Below are 14,028 nucleotides of genomic sequence, written 5' to 3'. Positions count from 1 at the left end.
ACACGAGTATCGATAACTCGCCCCGGTGACGAGGCGAACCTATTTAAAGCGTACGACACGGTGAATGCCTGACTACTTAAAACACCCGCACCACTGCCCTTCAGACCACACCCGATCGCGAGCAAGCGTCAGCACCACATCACGTCGCTACTACTTAAACTTCTTAACGTCCTGTAAGAGCTTTATCAACTTATCAATCAACTCATTGAGTTTGCCCAGTTGTCCGCTAGGCGAGCGCTCCGGTGCCTCAAGCCATTGCACATCTGCGCCATCACAAAAGCCGTGATCACCGGGTTGGCAGGGCTCTTCGGAGTTAGGGAACACTCGGTCTATGCGCACCCGCCCGATGGATGAATGACCAATCAGCACGCCGTTCCGGTAGAGGTAATATTCTGCTGTGGCCGAAGCGAACCTGCGCATCGGCTCGATCTTGGTGTCCCATGGCAAGACCACAATCGACATTCCATTGATCAAGTGCTCAGGCGTGATGGGCTCGCGCCCTTCAAACTCTGTACCTAAGATCGGTTGCTCCCAATTAATGGTTTTGTAGCCCTGCCAAAACGATCTGACTTCGTCATCAACCCGCATGCGTGAGTCGATAGGTACGGTCCAGCGGACGCCATGACAAATGGCAGGGCGCGACTCACATGTCAGATTTCGGGCCCCACCGTGCAGCGAATGGGCAATCACCGGCGCGTCAAGATCAAACAACGGATCGACATGCACATTCACCGGGGTTTCAGGCGCTTGCTGCTCATTCACGCCATTGGTGGTGGTATAGAACACCGGCAATGCGGAGTGATTGCCCTCTGCAACAATATCCGTGCCCGAGATGTCGGGTACAAAACGAACCAGTTGATCGAGCGCATCGCCTGTTTGCACGGTGTAGTACGCGAGCGGCCCTCTGCTCCCATAATAGAGGGCAAGTACTTCACCCGGTTTGGGATCGACGTACAAACGTACCCAGACACTGGCACCCAACACCCGGTCCCGCTGATCCAGCTCGTTGATCAACCCCGACCCATTGCCGATGACCTGAACTTTTGCAAGCGTAGGGTTAAGCTTGGCCGGCGCACCGGCATGGTCTTGGCCCGCGAGGGTCCAGTCTTGCCAGAAAAAGTCGATAGGCGAGAGGAATGGAGTGGGTCTTCCCGGCCGGTGTATCTCATATTGCACAGGTACCTGCTCACGGACCAAGGGGCCGGGTTGGCGCAAAATGCTCCAGGGAATCGTTACAGAAAACGGAAAACCGGTGATTTCTAGCGGTGGCAGTACGCGCTGCCCGTTCCAGACCATCACTACCTTATCGTCCTCCATGAATCCGGGGTATTGAGGTGCGGGTATCTGAGCGGCAATACCTGCACGTGCATCGTCTCTCTTGAGTAATAAGTCAAGGTAGGCAGGGGGTCGAATGACCGGCGCCAGCAGGCCGCTAGGGGACGGGATCAAGCTGACGGGAAAGCTCGTGGAGGCCGTCAAAGGGCTGAAGTTTCCTGACCGATCATAGGCCCGGCCGGTCATGTAAACCGTGCCATTAGGCAGGGCTCGGAAATAGTCTCGATCGACACAGATGATCAAAGGTTCATCGGTAAAATCGAGGGTCTTGATAACCGTATGGATCAATGGGAACGGCGGTGTCACCTTCGACAGATAAATAGAAATCTGGTCACCTTTGGCTCGGGCCACAAAGGCGGGGAGCTCAATCTCTATGCACGGATTGTCAGCGAGCACTTGTTCGGTTATGCCTGTGGCGGCGATGCTTGGGTCAACAAATCTAGGGCCATCGGAAGGAAGCAGAAAGGTCGGCGGGTTTCGATCTACCCTCAATGTCCTGAAGGGGGAATTCACATCGGGACTGCCGGGCTCTTTCACTCGATACAGCAGCTCAATGACAGCGTCGAAATACAGCATGAAATTGCGGGGTACGGACAACGAAAATGGGTCAGGTTCCGCTAAGTAATCGGCTTTATTGAACACACGTGAATCCGCAACCGCCTCGACACCGTTAACACGCCAAATCAACTCCACCGTGTTGTCCCTTAGCAGCGAGGGGCCTGGCACCCATTTCTTGATCCAGCAAACCAAAGGCATCTCGCGATAGGGGATAACGATCAGGCCTTCCGGATCAGATACCGGCACACCGACAATCTCGGCAAAGGGATCCAGCGCCAACACACCGTTGCGCCTCGATAGATTGTTGCCAGGGTTTTCCTTTCCAGACATGGTGTGCGCTCCCTGTAAGAAGCTGATTGGTTGAGCACAATTAAGCGCCCGTTGCCCTTTCCTGACTACTGTCAGAATTAACAGGTTCATCGGCCCATTCGTCGTTTCCCTTCCATCGACGTCCCCAACATTTTTTCTCCATCGCTTGACGCCCCCCTTCACTTGGTGTTTTCTGAAACCGGTTTCAGCTCCTGTCACTCATCCAATAAGAAAGGCCTGACACAGTGACCCCTTTTTCCGCCGCCCAGCGCAGCCGCGTTACCATGCTCGACGTCGCCGAGCGCGCCGGTGTGTCCAAGGCCAGCGTGTCGCGTTTTATCGGCGACGACCGCGCCCTGCTCTCCGATGCCATTGCCCTGCGCATCGAGCAAGCCATCGAACACCTCGGCTACCGCCCCAACCAGATGGCCCGTGGTCTCAAGCGTGGCCGCACGCGCCTGATCGGCATGCTGGTCGCCGATATCCGCAACCCCTATTCCATTGCCGTGATGCACGGCGTCGAAACCGCTTGCCGCCAGCACGGCTACAGCCTGGTGGTGTGCAATACCGACCGCGATGACGAACAGGAGCGCCAGCACCTGGCCGCGCTGCGTTCGTACAACATCGAAGGGCTGATCGTGAACACCCTCGGTCATCACCTCGACCAACTGCTGGAACTGCAACGGGAAATGCCGCTGGTATTGGTGGACCGCAAGGTCGAGCCGCTGCACAGCGACCTCGTCGGGCTGGACAACCCGGCGGCGGTGCGTATGGCGGTGGAACACCTGGAGCAACAGGGTTACCGCAATGTGCTATTGGTGAGCGAAGCCACCGATGGCACCAGTTCGCGGTTGGAGCGCCTGGAGAGTTTCAACGCACACATTGCCAGCCGTCCGGCGTTGACCGGTGCGGTGCTGGAGCTCGATAGCGAGTTGGAAACCCATCTGCAAACCTTTCTGGCCAAACCCGGCGCCAAAGCGTTGTTCTGCGCCAACGGCGTCGCCGCGTTGACCTGTACCCGTGCGCTCAAGCGCCTGGGCTGCAACCTGTTCGAGGATGTTGGCGTGATCGCCCTGGATGATCTGGACTGGTACCCACTGGTGGGCACTGGCATCACCGCCCTCGCCCAGCCGACCGAGGCGATTGGCGCCACGGCGTTCGACTGTTTGCTCAAGCGCCTGCGCGGCGATACCGAGCCGACGCGCACCGTGGATTTTGTTCCCGAGCTGATCATTCGCGGCTCAACCCAGCCTCAACCAGGAACCACCCCGTAGCAACTGTCGAGCCCGAGCGAGGCTGCGTCGGCGGTACATCAGAGACACCGCTGACGCAGCCTCGCCGGGGCTCGACAGCTGCTACGCCACTCTCATTTCAAGATTTGCATACAAAAATGAAACCGGTTTCAGAGGTAAACAACAATGCACAAATACCCCGTCTCTATCAGCCTTTCCAGCTACGGCGCCGACCTGGTGCGCCAACAGGGCCAATCGAGTTTTGTCGAGGTACTGGCGGCCGCAGGCGCCCAGCGCATCGAGTGGCGTGAAGAGCTTTTAACCCACGAACAGCCCGCCGAACTGGCCCATGCGGCTGCGCAGCATCGGCTGGAGTCAGTGTTCTCATCGCCCTTGGAACTCTGGGTCGCCGGCCGCGCGCAACCGAACGCCGAACTCCCCGCCACCCTGGACCGAGCGCAGGCTTTTGGCTCACGCTGGCTAAAAGTCTCCCTCGGCTACTTCACCGACACTAACGACCTGGAAAGCCTGCACGCCCTGCTCACCCGCCACCCGGTCCAGCTGCTGGTAGAGAACGACCAGACCCTGCACGGCGGCCGAATCGAGCCAATGCAGCGTTTCTTCAGCGAGGTGGAACGCCTCGGCCTGCTGGTGAAAATGACCTTCGATATCGGCAACTGGCAATGGCAGGACCAATCCGCCCTTACCGCCGCACGCCTGCTGGGCCGGCATGTGGATTATCTGCACTGCAAGGCTGTGGCCCGTCGCGCCGATGGCAAGTTGGTCGCCCTGCCGCCTGGCGCCACCGACCTGCATCTGTGGGAACAACTGCTCAAGCACATGATTCCAGGTATTACCCGGGCCGTGGAATTTCCGCTGAAAGGTGATGACTTGATCGAAATCACCGCGCAGCAAGTCGCCGCCCTCACCCTGCTGGGCCAACCTCGTGCGGAGAATGCGCATGTCTGAGATCGATATCCTCTCGTTTGGTGAAACCATGGCGATGTTTGTCGCCGAGCAAACCGGCGACCTGGCACACGTGGCCCAATTCCATAAACGCATCGCGGGCGCCGACAGCAACGTCGCCATTGGCCTGTCGCGCCTGGGCTTCAACGTGGCCTGGCTGAGCCGTGTGGGCAATGATTCCCTCGGGCGTTTTGTGGTCGACACCCTGAAGAAAGAAGGCCTCGATTGCCAGCATGTGGCGGTCGACACGTTGCACCCCACGGGTTTTCAGCTCAAGTCGCGCGAAGAAGCCGGCGATGATCCGCAGGTGGAGTACTTCCGCAAGGGTTCAGCGGCCAGCCATCTGTCCATCGCGGCCATCAGTCCTGCCTTGCTGCAAGCCCGCCATCTGCATACCACCGGTATTGCGCCGGCGTTGTCTGAGGCGACGCGCGAGCTGTCCATCGAGTTGATGACACAAATGCGCAAGGCCGGGCGCAGCGTGTCGTTCGACCCCAACCTGCGCCCTTCGCTGTGGCCCAACCAACACACGATGATCCGCGAAATAAACGCCCTTGCGGGTCTTGCTGACTGGGTACTGCCGGGGTTGAGTGAAGGCCGCTTGCTCACCGGTTTCGATGACCCGGCCGACATCGCCGCGTTCTACCTCGACCAGGGCGCCGAAGCCGTGGCAATCAAGCTCGGCCCGGACGGCGCCTACTACCGTACCCAGATGGACCAAGGCTTTGTCGCCGCCGTGCGGGTGGAAAAGGTCGTGGACACGGTCGGCGCCGGTGACGGTTTTGCCGTGGGCATGATCAGCGCCCTGCTGGAAAACCTCAGCTTCCCCGAGGCGGTTCGGCGCGGCAACTGGATCGGCAGCCGCGCCGTGCAGAGCCGTGGCGATATGGAGGGTTTGCCCACCCGTTCAGAGTTGCACACCCGACCCGTCGCGTAACCCAACACCTGTTGCCACAACTACAACAAGCTCAGGAGCAACTCCATGGAAACCGTGAAACTCGCCACCCGCCGTTGGTGGTACATCATGCCTATCGTGTTTATCACCTACAGCCTGGCGTACCTGGACCGCGCCAATTATGGCTTCGCCGCCGCCTCCGGCATGGCCGAAGACCTGATGATCACCCCGGGCATGTCGTCGTTGCTGGGTGCGCTGTTTTTCCTCGGCTACTTTTTCTTCCAGGTGCCGGGCGCGATCTACGCGCAAAAACGCAGCGTTAAAAAACTGATTTTCGTCAGCCTGATTCTGTGGGGAGGCCTGGCTACACTGACCGGCGTGGTGTCCAACGCCTACATGCTGATCGTGATCCGTTTCATGCTGGGCGTGGTGGAAGCGGCGGTGATGCCGGCCATGCTGGTGTACCTCTGCCACTGGTTCACGCGTGCTGAACGTTCCCGCGCCAACACCTTCCTGATCCTGGGCAACCCGGTGACCATGCTGTGGATGTCGGTGGTATCGGGTTACCTGGTACAGCATTTCAGCTGGCGCTGGATGTTTATCATCGAGGGTCTGCCGGCGGTGCTATGGGCGTTTATCTGGTGGAAGCTGGCCGATGAGCGTCCAAAGGATGCCAAGTGGCTCAGCGATACTGAGAAACAGGACCTGGAAACCGCGCTGGCCGCTGAACAGGTTGGCATCAAGGCGGTGAAGAACTACGCCGAAGCCTTTCGCTCGCCCAAGGTGATCATCCTCGCGCTGCAATTTTTCTGCTGGAGCATCGGCGTGTACGGTTTTGTGCTGTGGCTGCCGTCGATCCTCAAGGCCGGCTTGCAGATGGACATGGTCGAGGCCGGCTGGCTGTCGGCGCTGCCGTATCTGGCGGCGGTGATCGGCATGCTCGTAGTCTCGTGGGGGTCGGACAAACTGCAAAAACGTAAGCGTTTTGTGTGGCCGCCGCTGCTGATTGCTTCCATCGCTTTCTACGCATCCTACGTACTGGGCGCCGAACACTTCTGGTGGTCGTACACCTTGCTGGTGATTGCCGGCGCCTGCATGTATGCGCCCTACGGTCCTTTTTTCGCCATCGTCCCGGAGATCCTGCCGGCCAACGTCGCCGGGGGCGCCATGGCACTGATCAACAGCATGGGCGCCCTCGGTTCGTTCGGTGGTTCGTACCTGGTGGGTTACCTCAATAGCAGCACCGGTTCACCCGGCGCCTCGTACCTGCTGATGAGCGGCGCGCTCATGTTTGCGGTGGTGCTGACGATTTTACTCAAGCCCGGCGCCAGCGACCGCTCGCCGGCGCCAACCCTGGAGTTGAAGGTAAAGACCTCATGAAAATGTCTGTCGTGTTGTACAAGAAACTGTCCGCGCCGCTGATGGCGCGCCTGCATGAAAAGGCCGACGTCACGCTGATCGAAGCGCTGGATGACGCTGGCCTGGCCAAGCTGCGTGACGCCCTGCCCGGTGCCCATGGCCTGCTGGGAGCCAGCCTGCGCCTGGATGCAAAACTGCTCGATCTGGCGCCGCAGTTGAAAGCGATCGCCAGTGTGTCGGTGGGTGTCGACAACTACGATATCGATTACCTGACGAGGCGCGGCATTCTGCTCAGCAACACCCCGGACGTGCTCACCGAAACCACCGCCGACACGGGTTTTGCACTGATCCTCGCGACGGCCCGGCGTGTGGTCGAACTGGCCGATATGGTGCGCGCCGGCCAGTGGAACAAAAACATTGGCCCGGCGCATTTCGGCAGCGACGTGCATGGCAAGACCCTGGGCATCATCGGCATGGGCCGCATCGGCGAAGCGTTGGCCCAGCGTGGGCATTTTGGTTTTGGCATGCCGGTGATCTACCACAGCCACTCGCCCAAGCCGGCGGTGGACGCACGCTTCGGCGCGCAGTACCGCAGCTTGAACGACTTGCTGCAACAGGCCGACTTTGTCTGCCTGACCTTACCGCTCACCGCTGAAACCGAGAAATTGATTGGCGCCGAGGCGTTTGCACTGATGGGCGCGGAGACGATCTTTATCAATATCTCGCGGGGCAAAGTGGTGGATGAGGCGGCGCTGATCGACGCGTTGCAACAGCGCACGATTCGGGCGGCAGGGTTGGATGTGTTCGAGCACGAGCCGCTGAATAACGATTCGCCGTTATTGCGCTTGAACAATGTGGTGGCCACGCCGCATATCGGCTCAGCGACCCATGAGACACGGGAGGCGATGGCCACGTGTGCGGTGGATAATCTGTTGCAGGCGCTGGCAGGGGAAAAGCCCAAGAACCTGGTGAATGCCACTGCCTGGCAGCAGTAACCCCTGGCACACAAAAACCAATGTGGAAGCGGCGGTGCGAGCAAGTCGAATCGTCGCACCGCCGCTCCCACAGTTTTGACCGTATTCCAAATCAGATAACGAATGTGGCCACCATCCCATTCAAATCCACCGCTAGGCGCGACAGCTCATGGCTGGCCGCGCGGGTCTGGTTGGCACCCGCTGCAGACTGAGTCTGCCAGGCCTTCGATCATCACGGCGGTATTTTGCACGTCCTGGGCCATGGTCTGGATCGCACCGACGATATCCATCAACCGGTCGCGGCCTGGTTGGACTGCCCGGACGCTTCGGAAGGCAGCGGCGTGACGATGCTTCGGGTGAGCGGCGAGCCGCACGGTGAGCAATGCGCAAGCGACCGAAACGGCAATAACGCCGGTAATCGCACCTTCGTAACTCTATAAATATTTTTTTACACTTCTGACGACTGTCAGTTTCTGGCATCCTGCGCCTCCATTTTCTGACCCGAGCCCGCATTTTGTCTGACGCTCAAGCCCCCCGCCCGCGCTATAAATCCGACCTGATCTACGGCTTGGATGATCGCCCACACTTCACCGCGGCGATTTTTGCCGCGTTGCAGCATGTGCTGGCCAGCTTTGTCGGCATCATTACGCCCACGTTGATCGTCGGTGGCGTGCTGGGCCTGGAAAGCGAAGTGCCCTACTTGGTGAGCATGGCGCTGTTTGTGTCGGGGCTCGGCACCTTTGTGCAGGCACGCAAATTCGGCCCGATTGGCTCGGGTTTATTGTGCCTGCAGGGCACCAGTTTTTCCTTTATCAGTGTGATTCTCAGCGCGGGTTTTATGGTCAAGGCCCGGGGCGGCGGTACGGATGAGATCCTCTCGACGATCTTCGGCATCTGCTTTTTCGCGGCATTTATCGAAGTGGTGCTGAGCCAGTTCATCGGCAAGCTGCGCAAGCTGATCACCCCGGTGGTCACCGGCACCATCATTACCTTGATGGGGTTGTCACTGATCAAAGTCGCGGTGACCGACATGGCCGGCGGCTTTGGCGCCAGCGACCTCGGCGCCGCCAGCAATATGGGCCTCGCAGCGCTGGTACTGCTGACCATCGTGGTGCTCAACCGTTTTAACAACCCGTTCCTGCGCCTGGGGTCCATCGTGATCGGCCTGACCCTGGGCTTCGTGGTGGCCTGGCTGATGGGCCGTGTGGACCTGGCGGCACTGCCACAGGTGCCGTTGATCAGCGTGCCGGTACCCTTCAAGTACGGGTTCTCGTTCGACTGGGTGGCGTTTATCCCGGTCGCGGTGATCTTCCTGATTTCGCCCCTGGAAGCGGCTGGCGACCTGACCGCCAATTCGATGATTTCCCAACAACCGGTCAAGGGCCCGCTGTACATCAAGCGCATCAAGTCCGGTCTGTTGGCCGATGGCCTCAACTCGGCGATGGCGGCCACCTTCAACAGCCTGCCGATGGTGACCTTCGCCCAGAACAACGGCGTGATCCAGCTCACGGGCGTGGCGAGCCGCTACGTGGCGTACTTTATCGCCGGCCTGCTGGTGCTGCTGGGGCTGTTCCCGATGATCGGCGCGGTGCTGCAATTGATGCCCAAGCCGGTATTGGGCGGCGCGACCCTGATCATGTTCGGCACCGTGGCGGTGGCGGGTATCAAGATCCTTGCCGAAGCCGGGTTGCACCGACGCAATGTGTTGATCGTGGCGATCTCGCTGGGCATGGGCCTGGGCGTTGCCGCCGTGCCGGAAGTGCTGCGCGAGCTGCCCAAGGCGCTGCACAATATCTTCGAATCGCCGATCACCGTGGGCGCATTCTGTGCAATCCTGCTGAACATTTTCCTGCCGGAAGAGTTCATAGAGCTGGAAGAAAATGAATTTGATCCGGAGTCCTCTACCCTCAAGGTGATGCAGGACCCGGACGTCACGAAATAGGAGCACTGTTATATGCGCAAGCTCATGGTTCTATCGCTACTGCTGCTGACCCTGAGCGCGTGCGCGCTGTTCCCCAATCGCGACCCGGTGAACATCAACGTGGTGGGCATCGAACCGCTGCAAAGCCAGGATCTGGAAGTACGCTTTGCCGTGAAGCTGCGGGTGCAAAACCCCAATGAAACGGCGATTGACTACAACGGCGTGGCCCTGGATCTGGAGGTCAATGGCCGGCCGTTGGCATCTGGGGTGAGTGATCAGAGCGGGTCTATCCCTCGTTTTTCCGAGACGGTACTGATGGTGCCGGTGAGTGTTTCAGCGTTTTCCGTGTTGCGCCAGACCTTGGGCCTGAGCCAGACCCAAAGCTTGAACAACCTGCCCTACGTGCTGCGGGGCAAACTGGCGGGTGGCTTGTTCGGTACGATGCGCTTTGTCGACCGTGGCACGCTGGACCTGCCGAATACGGTCACCTGGTAAACGCCATGCAGCCTGTATTGCTGACTGACCGCCCTGGTGCCGTGGCCTTACCCGGCCAATGGTGCACGCGCCTACCTGGAACAGATCGCCCTGCCCGCCATGGCCCGTGGCGAGGAATGGCACTTTAGTCCGTGATAAAGCGCACGCCGGGTTTTTCGCGTTCATCCACCGTCAGCTCGAACACATCCGGCCGGGCATAATGCCCCACCACGTCATAGTCATAACGCGCCCGCACCAAGTCAGCCGTATCGATTTGCGCCGTCAACAACCCCGCCTTACCCAGCAAAGGCCCCGCTAAAATGTCGCCCATCGGCCCGACAATCACGCTGCCGCCAGCGATCAACGGGCGATCCGACGGCCAATTGGCAACCGCCACCCCCAGCGCTTCGGGCGAAGCCTGCACCTGACACGCACTGACCACAAAGCAGCGCCCTTCATGAGCCACATGACGCATGCTCACCTGCCACATCTCACGCTCGTCCACTGTCGGTGCGCACCACACCTCCACACCCTTGGCGTACATCGCCGTGCGCAGCAGCGGCATCATGTTTTCCCAGCACACTGCGCCGCCGATGCGCCCGACTGCCGTATCGATTACCGGCAAGGTTGAGCCATCGCCCTTGCCCCAGATCAGTCGTTCGGTGCCGGTAGGCATCAATTTACGGTGCTTGGCGACCAAGCCACCCGCCGGTTCGAAGTACAACACCGTGCAATACAACGTGCTGCCACTGCGCTCGATCACGCCAAGCACCAGGCTGGCACCGGTACGCGCCGACAGGCCGGCCAGCGCTTCGGTCTCGGCGCCCGGCACATTGATGGCATTGGCTAAATATCGGGCAAAGGCTTCCCGCCCCTCGGGCAGGCGATACCCCAGCTGCGTGCCGAAGCCCTCGCCTTTGGGATAGCCACCCAGCAATGCCTCGGGCATCACCACCAATTGCGCGCCGCTGCGCGATATTTCGTCTTCATAGGCGAGAATCTGCGCCAGGGTTTCAGCCTTGCCACCCGGCAAGGAGCCAATTTGCAGGGCCGCCACAGTCGATACAGGCATCACGATCACTCCGAAGTCAGGGGTTGCCCATTCTCCCGCCAGCCTCGATCATGAATAAAGCCCCCTTCACTGCTGAATGATATGAGCCAAATGAATATCGCCCAGGTCGACCTGAACCTGCTGAAAACCTTTGAAGCCCTGCATGATGAGTCCAGCGCCAGCCGCGCGGCATTGCGCCTGGGCGTCACACAATCGGCCATCAGCGCAGGGTTGCGGCGCCTGCGCGAGGTATATGACGATCAATTGTTCGTGCGTACCGGACGCGGCCTGGCGCCGACCTTGCGGGCGAACCAATTGAAGCCACTGATCAGTGAAGCGCTGGACCGCTGCCGACAGAGCCTGGCCATGGTTAATCCGGACAATCAGCAGTATCAGGGCCGGTCCGTGGTGCTGGGCTTGTCCGATGACTTCGAAATAGCCTACGGCCGACGGCTGATGGATGAAATTACCAGGCGCGCGCCGAGACTGCGGGTGATTTTCCGTCAGACCCACAGCCAGATCGTGGCCGGAGCGCTGCTTGATCGCACGTTGGACCTGGCGATTACCGCAGGCGGCTTCGCGCACAGCAGGCTGAGTCGCCAAGTGCTGGGGGAAGGTGATTATCGCTGCCTGGTGGACGCCGACCAGCCAAGCATGAGCCTGGACGAGTTCGTCACCCGCGAGCATGTGCTGGTGTCATCAGGCGGGTTTATCGGGATCACCGACGAGGGCTTGGCGGCGCAGGGGCTCAGTCGTCAGGTGTGTGCGTCTACCAGCCACTTCGCCGCGCTGCCGTTTTTGCTCAAGGGCAGTCAGGCGGTTGCAACCATCCCCGGCCACGCCGCCGAGGTCATCGGCGCCATGACCGGTTTGCGCGTACTGGCGTGCCCGCTGGCCCTGCCGCGCTACCCGATCGAGCTGGGCTGGCGAACCCAGGCGCAGCTCGATCCACTGTTGCTGAAGGTGCGTGAAGCGATTGTGGCGAGCTTTACTTGGTCGCCGCCATCAACTTGTTAACCTCACTGCGCACCATGCTGGAAAACTCTGGCGGCGACATACCGTCAAGTTCCGCACGTACCCATTCTGCCCACTTGCCTTTGCGCTTGGCGCGCTCGCCGAACAACCGCGCGGCCTCGCCCTTGGCCTTGCCCAGGTTGCTTTGCCACAGGTCATAGAGGCGCGACTTTTCATCTTCCAGCTCGGCACGTTCGGCGAGGGTCTTGTTGGCGAGATTGAAGCTCATGTTGAATTTCCTGCTGCGCAAATAGACGACATCTTACACTGTAGGTCGAAACTTCCTGATTCGGATTTTACGCAGGACAACGCTTCGGAAAAAAACTGCAACTTTTGCCGCAGCCCAATACTCCATTGTTCACTGTCATATTCACTCGCAAGGAGTCACACAATGGCCCGCAAAACCGCCGCCCAAGCTGTCGAAGAGCAAATCAAGGACCAAGCCTTCAGCGAGCTGCAATCGCTGATCGAAGAATCGGACAAGCTGCTCAAGAGCAGTGCCTCACTGGTTGGCGAGGAAGGTGAAACCCTGCGCGAGCAGGTTGCAATCAAGCTCAAGCAAGCGCTGGACTCGGTATCCAACGTGCGTGAACGCAGCAAGCCAGTGGTGGATGCCACCGAAACCTACATCGGTGGCCACCCTTGGCAGACCGTTGCGATTTCCGCAGGCTTTGGCCTGGTGGTGGGCCTGCTGTTGGGTCGTCGCAACTGATGCATTAAAGGCTGCGCCCATGGCGCAGCCTGTTCAGCCGGCGGCCAAAGCCCGCAGGCCTTGCAACTCCTCAGCGTCCAAGACGATCCCTTCCTGCTCGGACCTGAGCCGCGTCCGGTGCCGCCGATCTCCCGGCAGACGCCGCAACCCTGCCGCATGCATCTGTCGCACCAGTTCCTGGCTGCGCTCGGCGAAGCTCTGCCCTGCAGTCTTGCTGGGATCGATCAGGATCAACAACTGCCCTGTCCAAGGCGTACGCGCTCCCGGATGATCGGACCAGTTGAATTCAAACGAGAAGTTGCCGCCGGTCAACGCCGCGGCCAGCAGTTCGACCATCATCGAAAGCGCCGACCCCTTATGCCCGCCAAACGGCAACAGGGCGCCCCCTTCAAGAATCGCCCTGGGGTCCTGAGTCGGCTGACCCAGCCCATCAACACCCATGCCCGGAGGCAAACGCTCCCCTTTGCGCGCGGCAATCTGTACGTCACCGTGGGCGATAGCGCTGGTGGCCAGGTCAAATACGATAGGTAAACCATCGGCGCGTGGGGCTGCGAAGGCGATAGGGTTGGTGCCGAACAACGGCCGGTCGGCGCCGTGGGGCACCACGCAGGTCATGCTGTTGACCACGCTCAACGCCACCAGCCCCTGCTCGGCGAACGGTTCGACATCCGGCCACAAGGCCGCGAAATGATGGGAGTTATGGATCGCCATTAAGGCGATCCCGGCACTCCTGGCTTTTTCCACCAGTAGTGCACGGGCAGCTTCCAGGGCTGGCTGGGCAAAGCCGTTGGCGGCGTCCACCCGCACAAACCCCGAGGCCACGTCGGTAACCTGCGGCACCGCACGGCCATCCACCCAGCCACTGGCCAGGGTACTGAGATAACCGGGAATACGAAAAATGCCATGGCTGTGGGCGCCGTCGCGTTCAGCGCTGGCGCAATTGTGGGCGAGGATCGCAGCCACCTCAGGCGAGGTGCCATGGCGCTCAAAGACCTGTTGCAACAAAGCCACCAGCGCACTGAAGCTAATGGAAACATTGGAACTCTCAACGACCTTGGACGGCGTAGACATCTGAAGCTCCGAATTATGATTGGAAGGGGCAACAAGACGGGAGACTCGAGCCTGTGATTAAACAACGCGGCGTGCGCCTGCTGTCAATCAGCGTTTGCGAGACCCGTTGTGTTTGCATCAGCTATCTACCGCTGCAACGGCACCATCGCTATCTAAT

Annotated in this window: 14 protein-coding genes and 1 pseudogene; 10 read left to right on the top strand and 5 right to left on the bottom strand. The window is 59.9% G+C overall.

All coding sequences use genetic code 11. The features are described from left to right. Nucleotides 1-150: 150 nt before the first annotated feature. Complete coding sequence (locus AACY44_RS18270; RefSeq protein WP_339418410.1) at nt 151-2,223, bottom strand: hypothetical protein; 2,073 nt, start codon at nt 2,221-2,223, stop codon at nt 151-153. 224 nt (nt 2,224-2,447) lie between these two features. Here AACY44_RS18270 and AACY44_RS18265 point away from each other — a divergent pair, with 224 nt between their 5' ends. The 5 genes from AACY44_RS18265 to AACY44_RS18245 all read left to right on the top strand — a co-directional run bounded on the left by AACY44_RS18265 (nt 2,448) and on the right by AACY44_RS18245 (nt 7,649). Then, nucleotides 2,448-3,476, top strand: a complete 1,029-nt coding sequence (locus tag AACY44_RS18265; protein ID WP_339436720.1) for a LacI family DNA-binding transcriptional regulator — start codon at nt 2,448-2,450, stop codon at nt 3,474-3,476. Between the two features lie 144 nt (nt 3,477-3,620). Continuing rightward, a complete protein-coding gene (locus tag AACY44_RS18260; protein ID WP_339418406.1) occupies nt 3,621-4,403 on the top strand; it encodes a sugar phosphate isomerase/epimerase family protein in 783 nt (260 codons plus the stop codon). Beyond that, on the top strand, nt 4,396-5,337 hold the full coding sequence (locus AACY44_RS18255; RefSeq protein ID WP_339436721.1) for a sugar kinase: 942 nt from the start codon (nt 4,396-4,398) through the stop codon (nt 5,335-5,337). Before AACY44_RS18260 ends, AACY44_RS18255 begins: the two co-directional genes overlap by 8 nt. A 45-nt stretch (nt 5,338-5,382) precedes the next feature. Then, on the top strand, nt 5,383-6,675 hold the full coding sequence (locus AACY44_RS18250) for an MFS transporter (RefSeq protein ID WP_339418404.1): 1,293 nt from the start codon (nt 5,383-5,385) through the stop codon (nt 6,673-6,675). After that, nucleotides 6,672-7,649: a 2-hydroxyacid dehydrogenase gene (locus AACY44_RS18245; RefSeq protein ID WP_339436722.1), complete on the top strand. Its 978-nt coding sequence runs from the start codon at nt 6,672-6,674 to the stop codon at nt 7,647-7,649. The genes AACY44_RS18250 and AACY44_RS18245 overlap by 4 nt, the downstream gene beginning before the upstream one ends. Before the next feature lie 146 nt (nt 7,650-7,795). Here AACY44_RS18245 and AACY44_RS18240 read toward each other — a convergent pair whose 3' ends face one another. Continuing rightward, a complete protein-coding gene (locus tag AACY44_RS18240) occupies nt 7,796-7,918 on the bottom strand; it encodes a hypothetical protein (RefSeq protein WP_339456580.1) in 123 nt (40 codons plus the stop codon). A gap of 224 nt (nt 7,919-8,142) precedes the next feature. On the opposite strand from AACY44_RS18240, the gene AACY44_RS18235 reads away from it, so the two are divergent. From AACY44_RS18235 to AACY44_RS18225, 3 genes and pseudogenes are all read left to right on the top strand, one after another. Next, the gene (locus AACY44_RS18235) at nt 8,143-9,570 is read left to right on the top strand and encodes a nucleobase:cation symporter-2 family protein (RefSeq protein WP_339530790.1); all 1,428 of its coding nucleotides are present in this window, start codon (nt 8,143-8,145) and stop codon (nt 9,568-9,570) included. A 12-nt stretch (nt 9,571-9,582) separates the two neighbouring features. Beyond that, a complete protein-coding gene (locus tag AACY44_RS18230) occupies nt 9,583-10,044 on the top strand; it encodes an LEA type 2 family protein (RefSeq protein ID WP_025857294.1) in 462 nt (153 codons plus the stop codon). A 24-nt stretch (nt 10,045-10,068) separates the two neighbouring features. Further along, a pseudogene (locus tag AACY44_RS18225) lies at nt 10,069-10,173 on the top strand (GNAT family N-acetyltransferase); the annotation flags it as partial. Here the strand turns inward: AACY44_RS18225 and AACY44_RS18220 are convergent. Next, nucleotides 10,169-11,095, bottom strand: coding sequence for a carbon-nitrogen hydrolase family protein (locus tag AACY44_RS18220; protein ID WP_339530788.1), 927 nt, complete (start codon nt 11,093-11,095; stop codon nt 10,169-10,171). The pseudogene AACY44_RS18225 and the gene AACY44_RS18220 sit on opposite strands and share 5 nt — an antisense overlap. A gap of 81 nt (nt 11,096-11,176) precedes the next feature. Between AACY44_RS18220 and AACY44_RS18215 the strand changes: the two genes are divergently transcribed. Continuing rightward, nucleotides 11,177-12,091, top strand: a complete 915-nt coding sequence (locus tag AACY44_RS18215) for a LysR family transcriptional regulator (protein WP_339428019.1) — start codon at nt 11,177-11,179, stop codon at nt 12,089-12,091. Here the strand turns inward: AACY44_RS18215 and AACY44_RS18210 are convergent. Beyond that, nucleotides 12,063-12,317 (bottom strand): hypothetical protein, encoded by a 255-nt coding sequence (locus tag AACY44_RS18210; RefSeq protein WP_339418397.1) that lies wholly within the window; start codon nt 12,315-12,317, stop codon nt 12,063-12,065. The two genes, AACY44_RS18215 and AACY44_RS18210, sit on opposite strands and share 29 nt — an antisense overlap. Nucleotides 12,318-12,479: 162 nt before the next feature. Here AACY44_RS18210 and AACY44_RS18205 point away from each other — a divergent pair, with 162 nt between their 5' ends. After that, nucleotides 12,480-12,800 (top strand): DUF883 family protein, encoded by a 321-nt coding sequence (locus AACY44_RS18205; protein ID WP_339418395.1) that lies wholly within the window; start codon nt 12,480-12,482, stop codon nt 12,798-12,800. A gap of 33 nt (nt 12,801-12,833) precedes the next feature. Here the strand turns inward: AACY44_RS18205 and AACY44_RS18200 are convergent, their stop codons facing one another. Then, a complete protein-coding gene (locus tag AACY44_RS18200) occupies nt 12,834-13,871 on the bottom strand; it encodes an Ldh family oxidoreductase (protein ID WP_339418394.1) in 1,038 nt (345 codons plus the stop codon). Nucleotides 13,872-14,028 lie beyond the last annotated feature (157 nt).

This window comes from Pseudomonas sp. RA_15y_Pfl1_P11 (genome assembly GCF_963970975.1).
Lineage (GTDB): Bacteria > Pseudomonadota > Gammaproteobacteria > Pseudomonadales > Pseudomonadaceae > Aquipseudomonas > Aquipseudomonas tritici.
This window is presented reverse-complemented; position numbering and strand designations above follow the sequence as displayed.

What these genes read in the sequence shown, in the direction of transcription:
- AACY44_RS18270 (WP_339418410.1), bottom strand. Translation starts at nt 2,223, where the DNA reads ATGTCTGGAAAGGAAAACCCTGGCAACAATCTATCGAGGCGCAACGGT.
- AACY44_RS18260 (WP_339418406.1), top strand. Translation starts at nt 3,621, where the DNA reads ATGCACAAATACCCCGTCTCTATCAGCCTTTCCAGCTACGGCGCCGAC.
- AACY44_RS18255 (WP_339436721.1), top strand. Translation starts at nt 4,396, where the DNA reads ATGTCTGAGATCGATATCCTCTCGTTTGGTGAAACCATGGCGATGTTT.
- AACY44_RS18250 (WP_339418404.1), top strand. Translation starts at nt 5,383, where the DNA reads ATGGAAACCGTGAAACTCGCCACCCGCCGTTGGTGGTACATCATGCCT.
- AACY44_RS18245 (WP_339436722.1), top strand. Translation starts at nt 6,672, where the DNA reads ATGAAAATGTCTGTCGTGTTGTACAAGAAACTGTCCGCGCCGCTGATG.
- AACY44_RS18240 (WP_339456580.1), bottom strand. Translation starts at nt 7,918, where the DNA reads ATGGATATCGTCGGTGCGATCCAGACCATGGCCCAGGACGTGCAAAAT.
- AACY44_RS18230 (WP_025857294.1), top strand. Translation starts at nt 9,583, where the DNA reads ATGCGCAAGCTCATGGTTCTATCGCTACTGCTGCTGACCCTGAGCGCG.
- AACY44_RS18220 (WP_339530788.1), bottom strand. Translation starts at nt 11,095, where the DNA reads ATGCCTGTATCGACTGTGGCGGCCCTGCAAATTGGCTCCTTGCCGGGT.
- AACY44_RS18215 (WP_339428019.1), top strand. Translation starts at nt 11,177, where the DNA reads ATGAGCCAAATGAATATCGCCCAGGTCGACCTGAACCTGCTGAAAACC.
- AACY44_RS18210 (WP_339418397.1), bottom strand. Translation starts at nt 12,317, where the DNA reads ATGAGCTTCAATCTCGCCAACAAGACCCTCGCCGAACGTGCCGAGCTG.
- AACY44_RS18205 (WP_339418395.1), top strand. Translation starts at nt 12,480, where the DNA reads ATGGCCCGCAAAACCGCCGCCCAAGCTGTCGAAGAGCAAATCAAGGAC.
- AACY44_RS18200 (WP_339418394.1), bottom strand. Translation starts at nt 13,871, where the DNA reads ATGTCTACGCCGTCCAAGGTCGTTGAGAGTTCCAATGTTTCCATTAGC.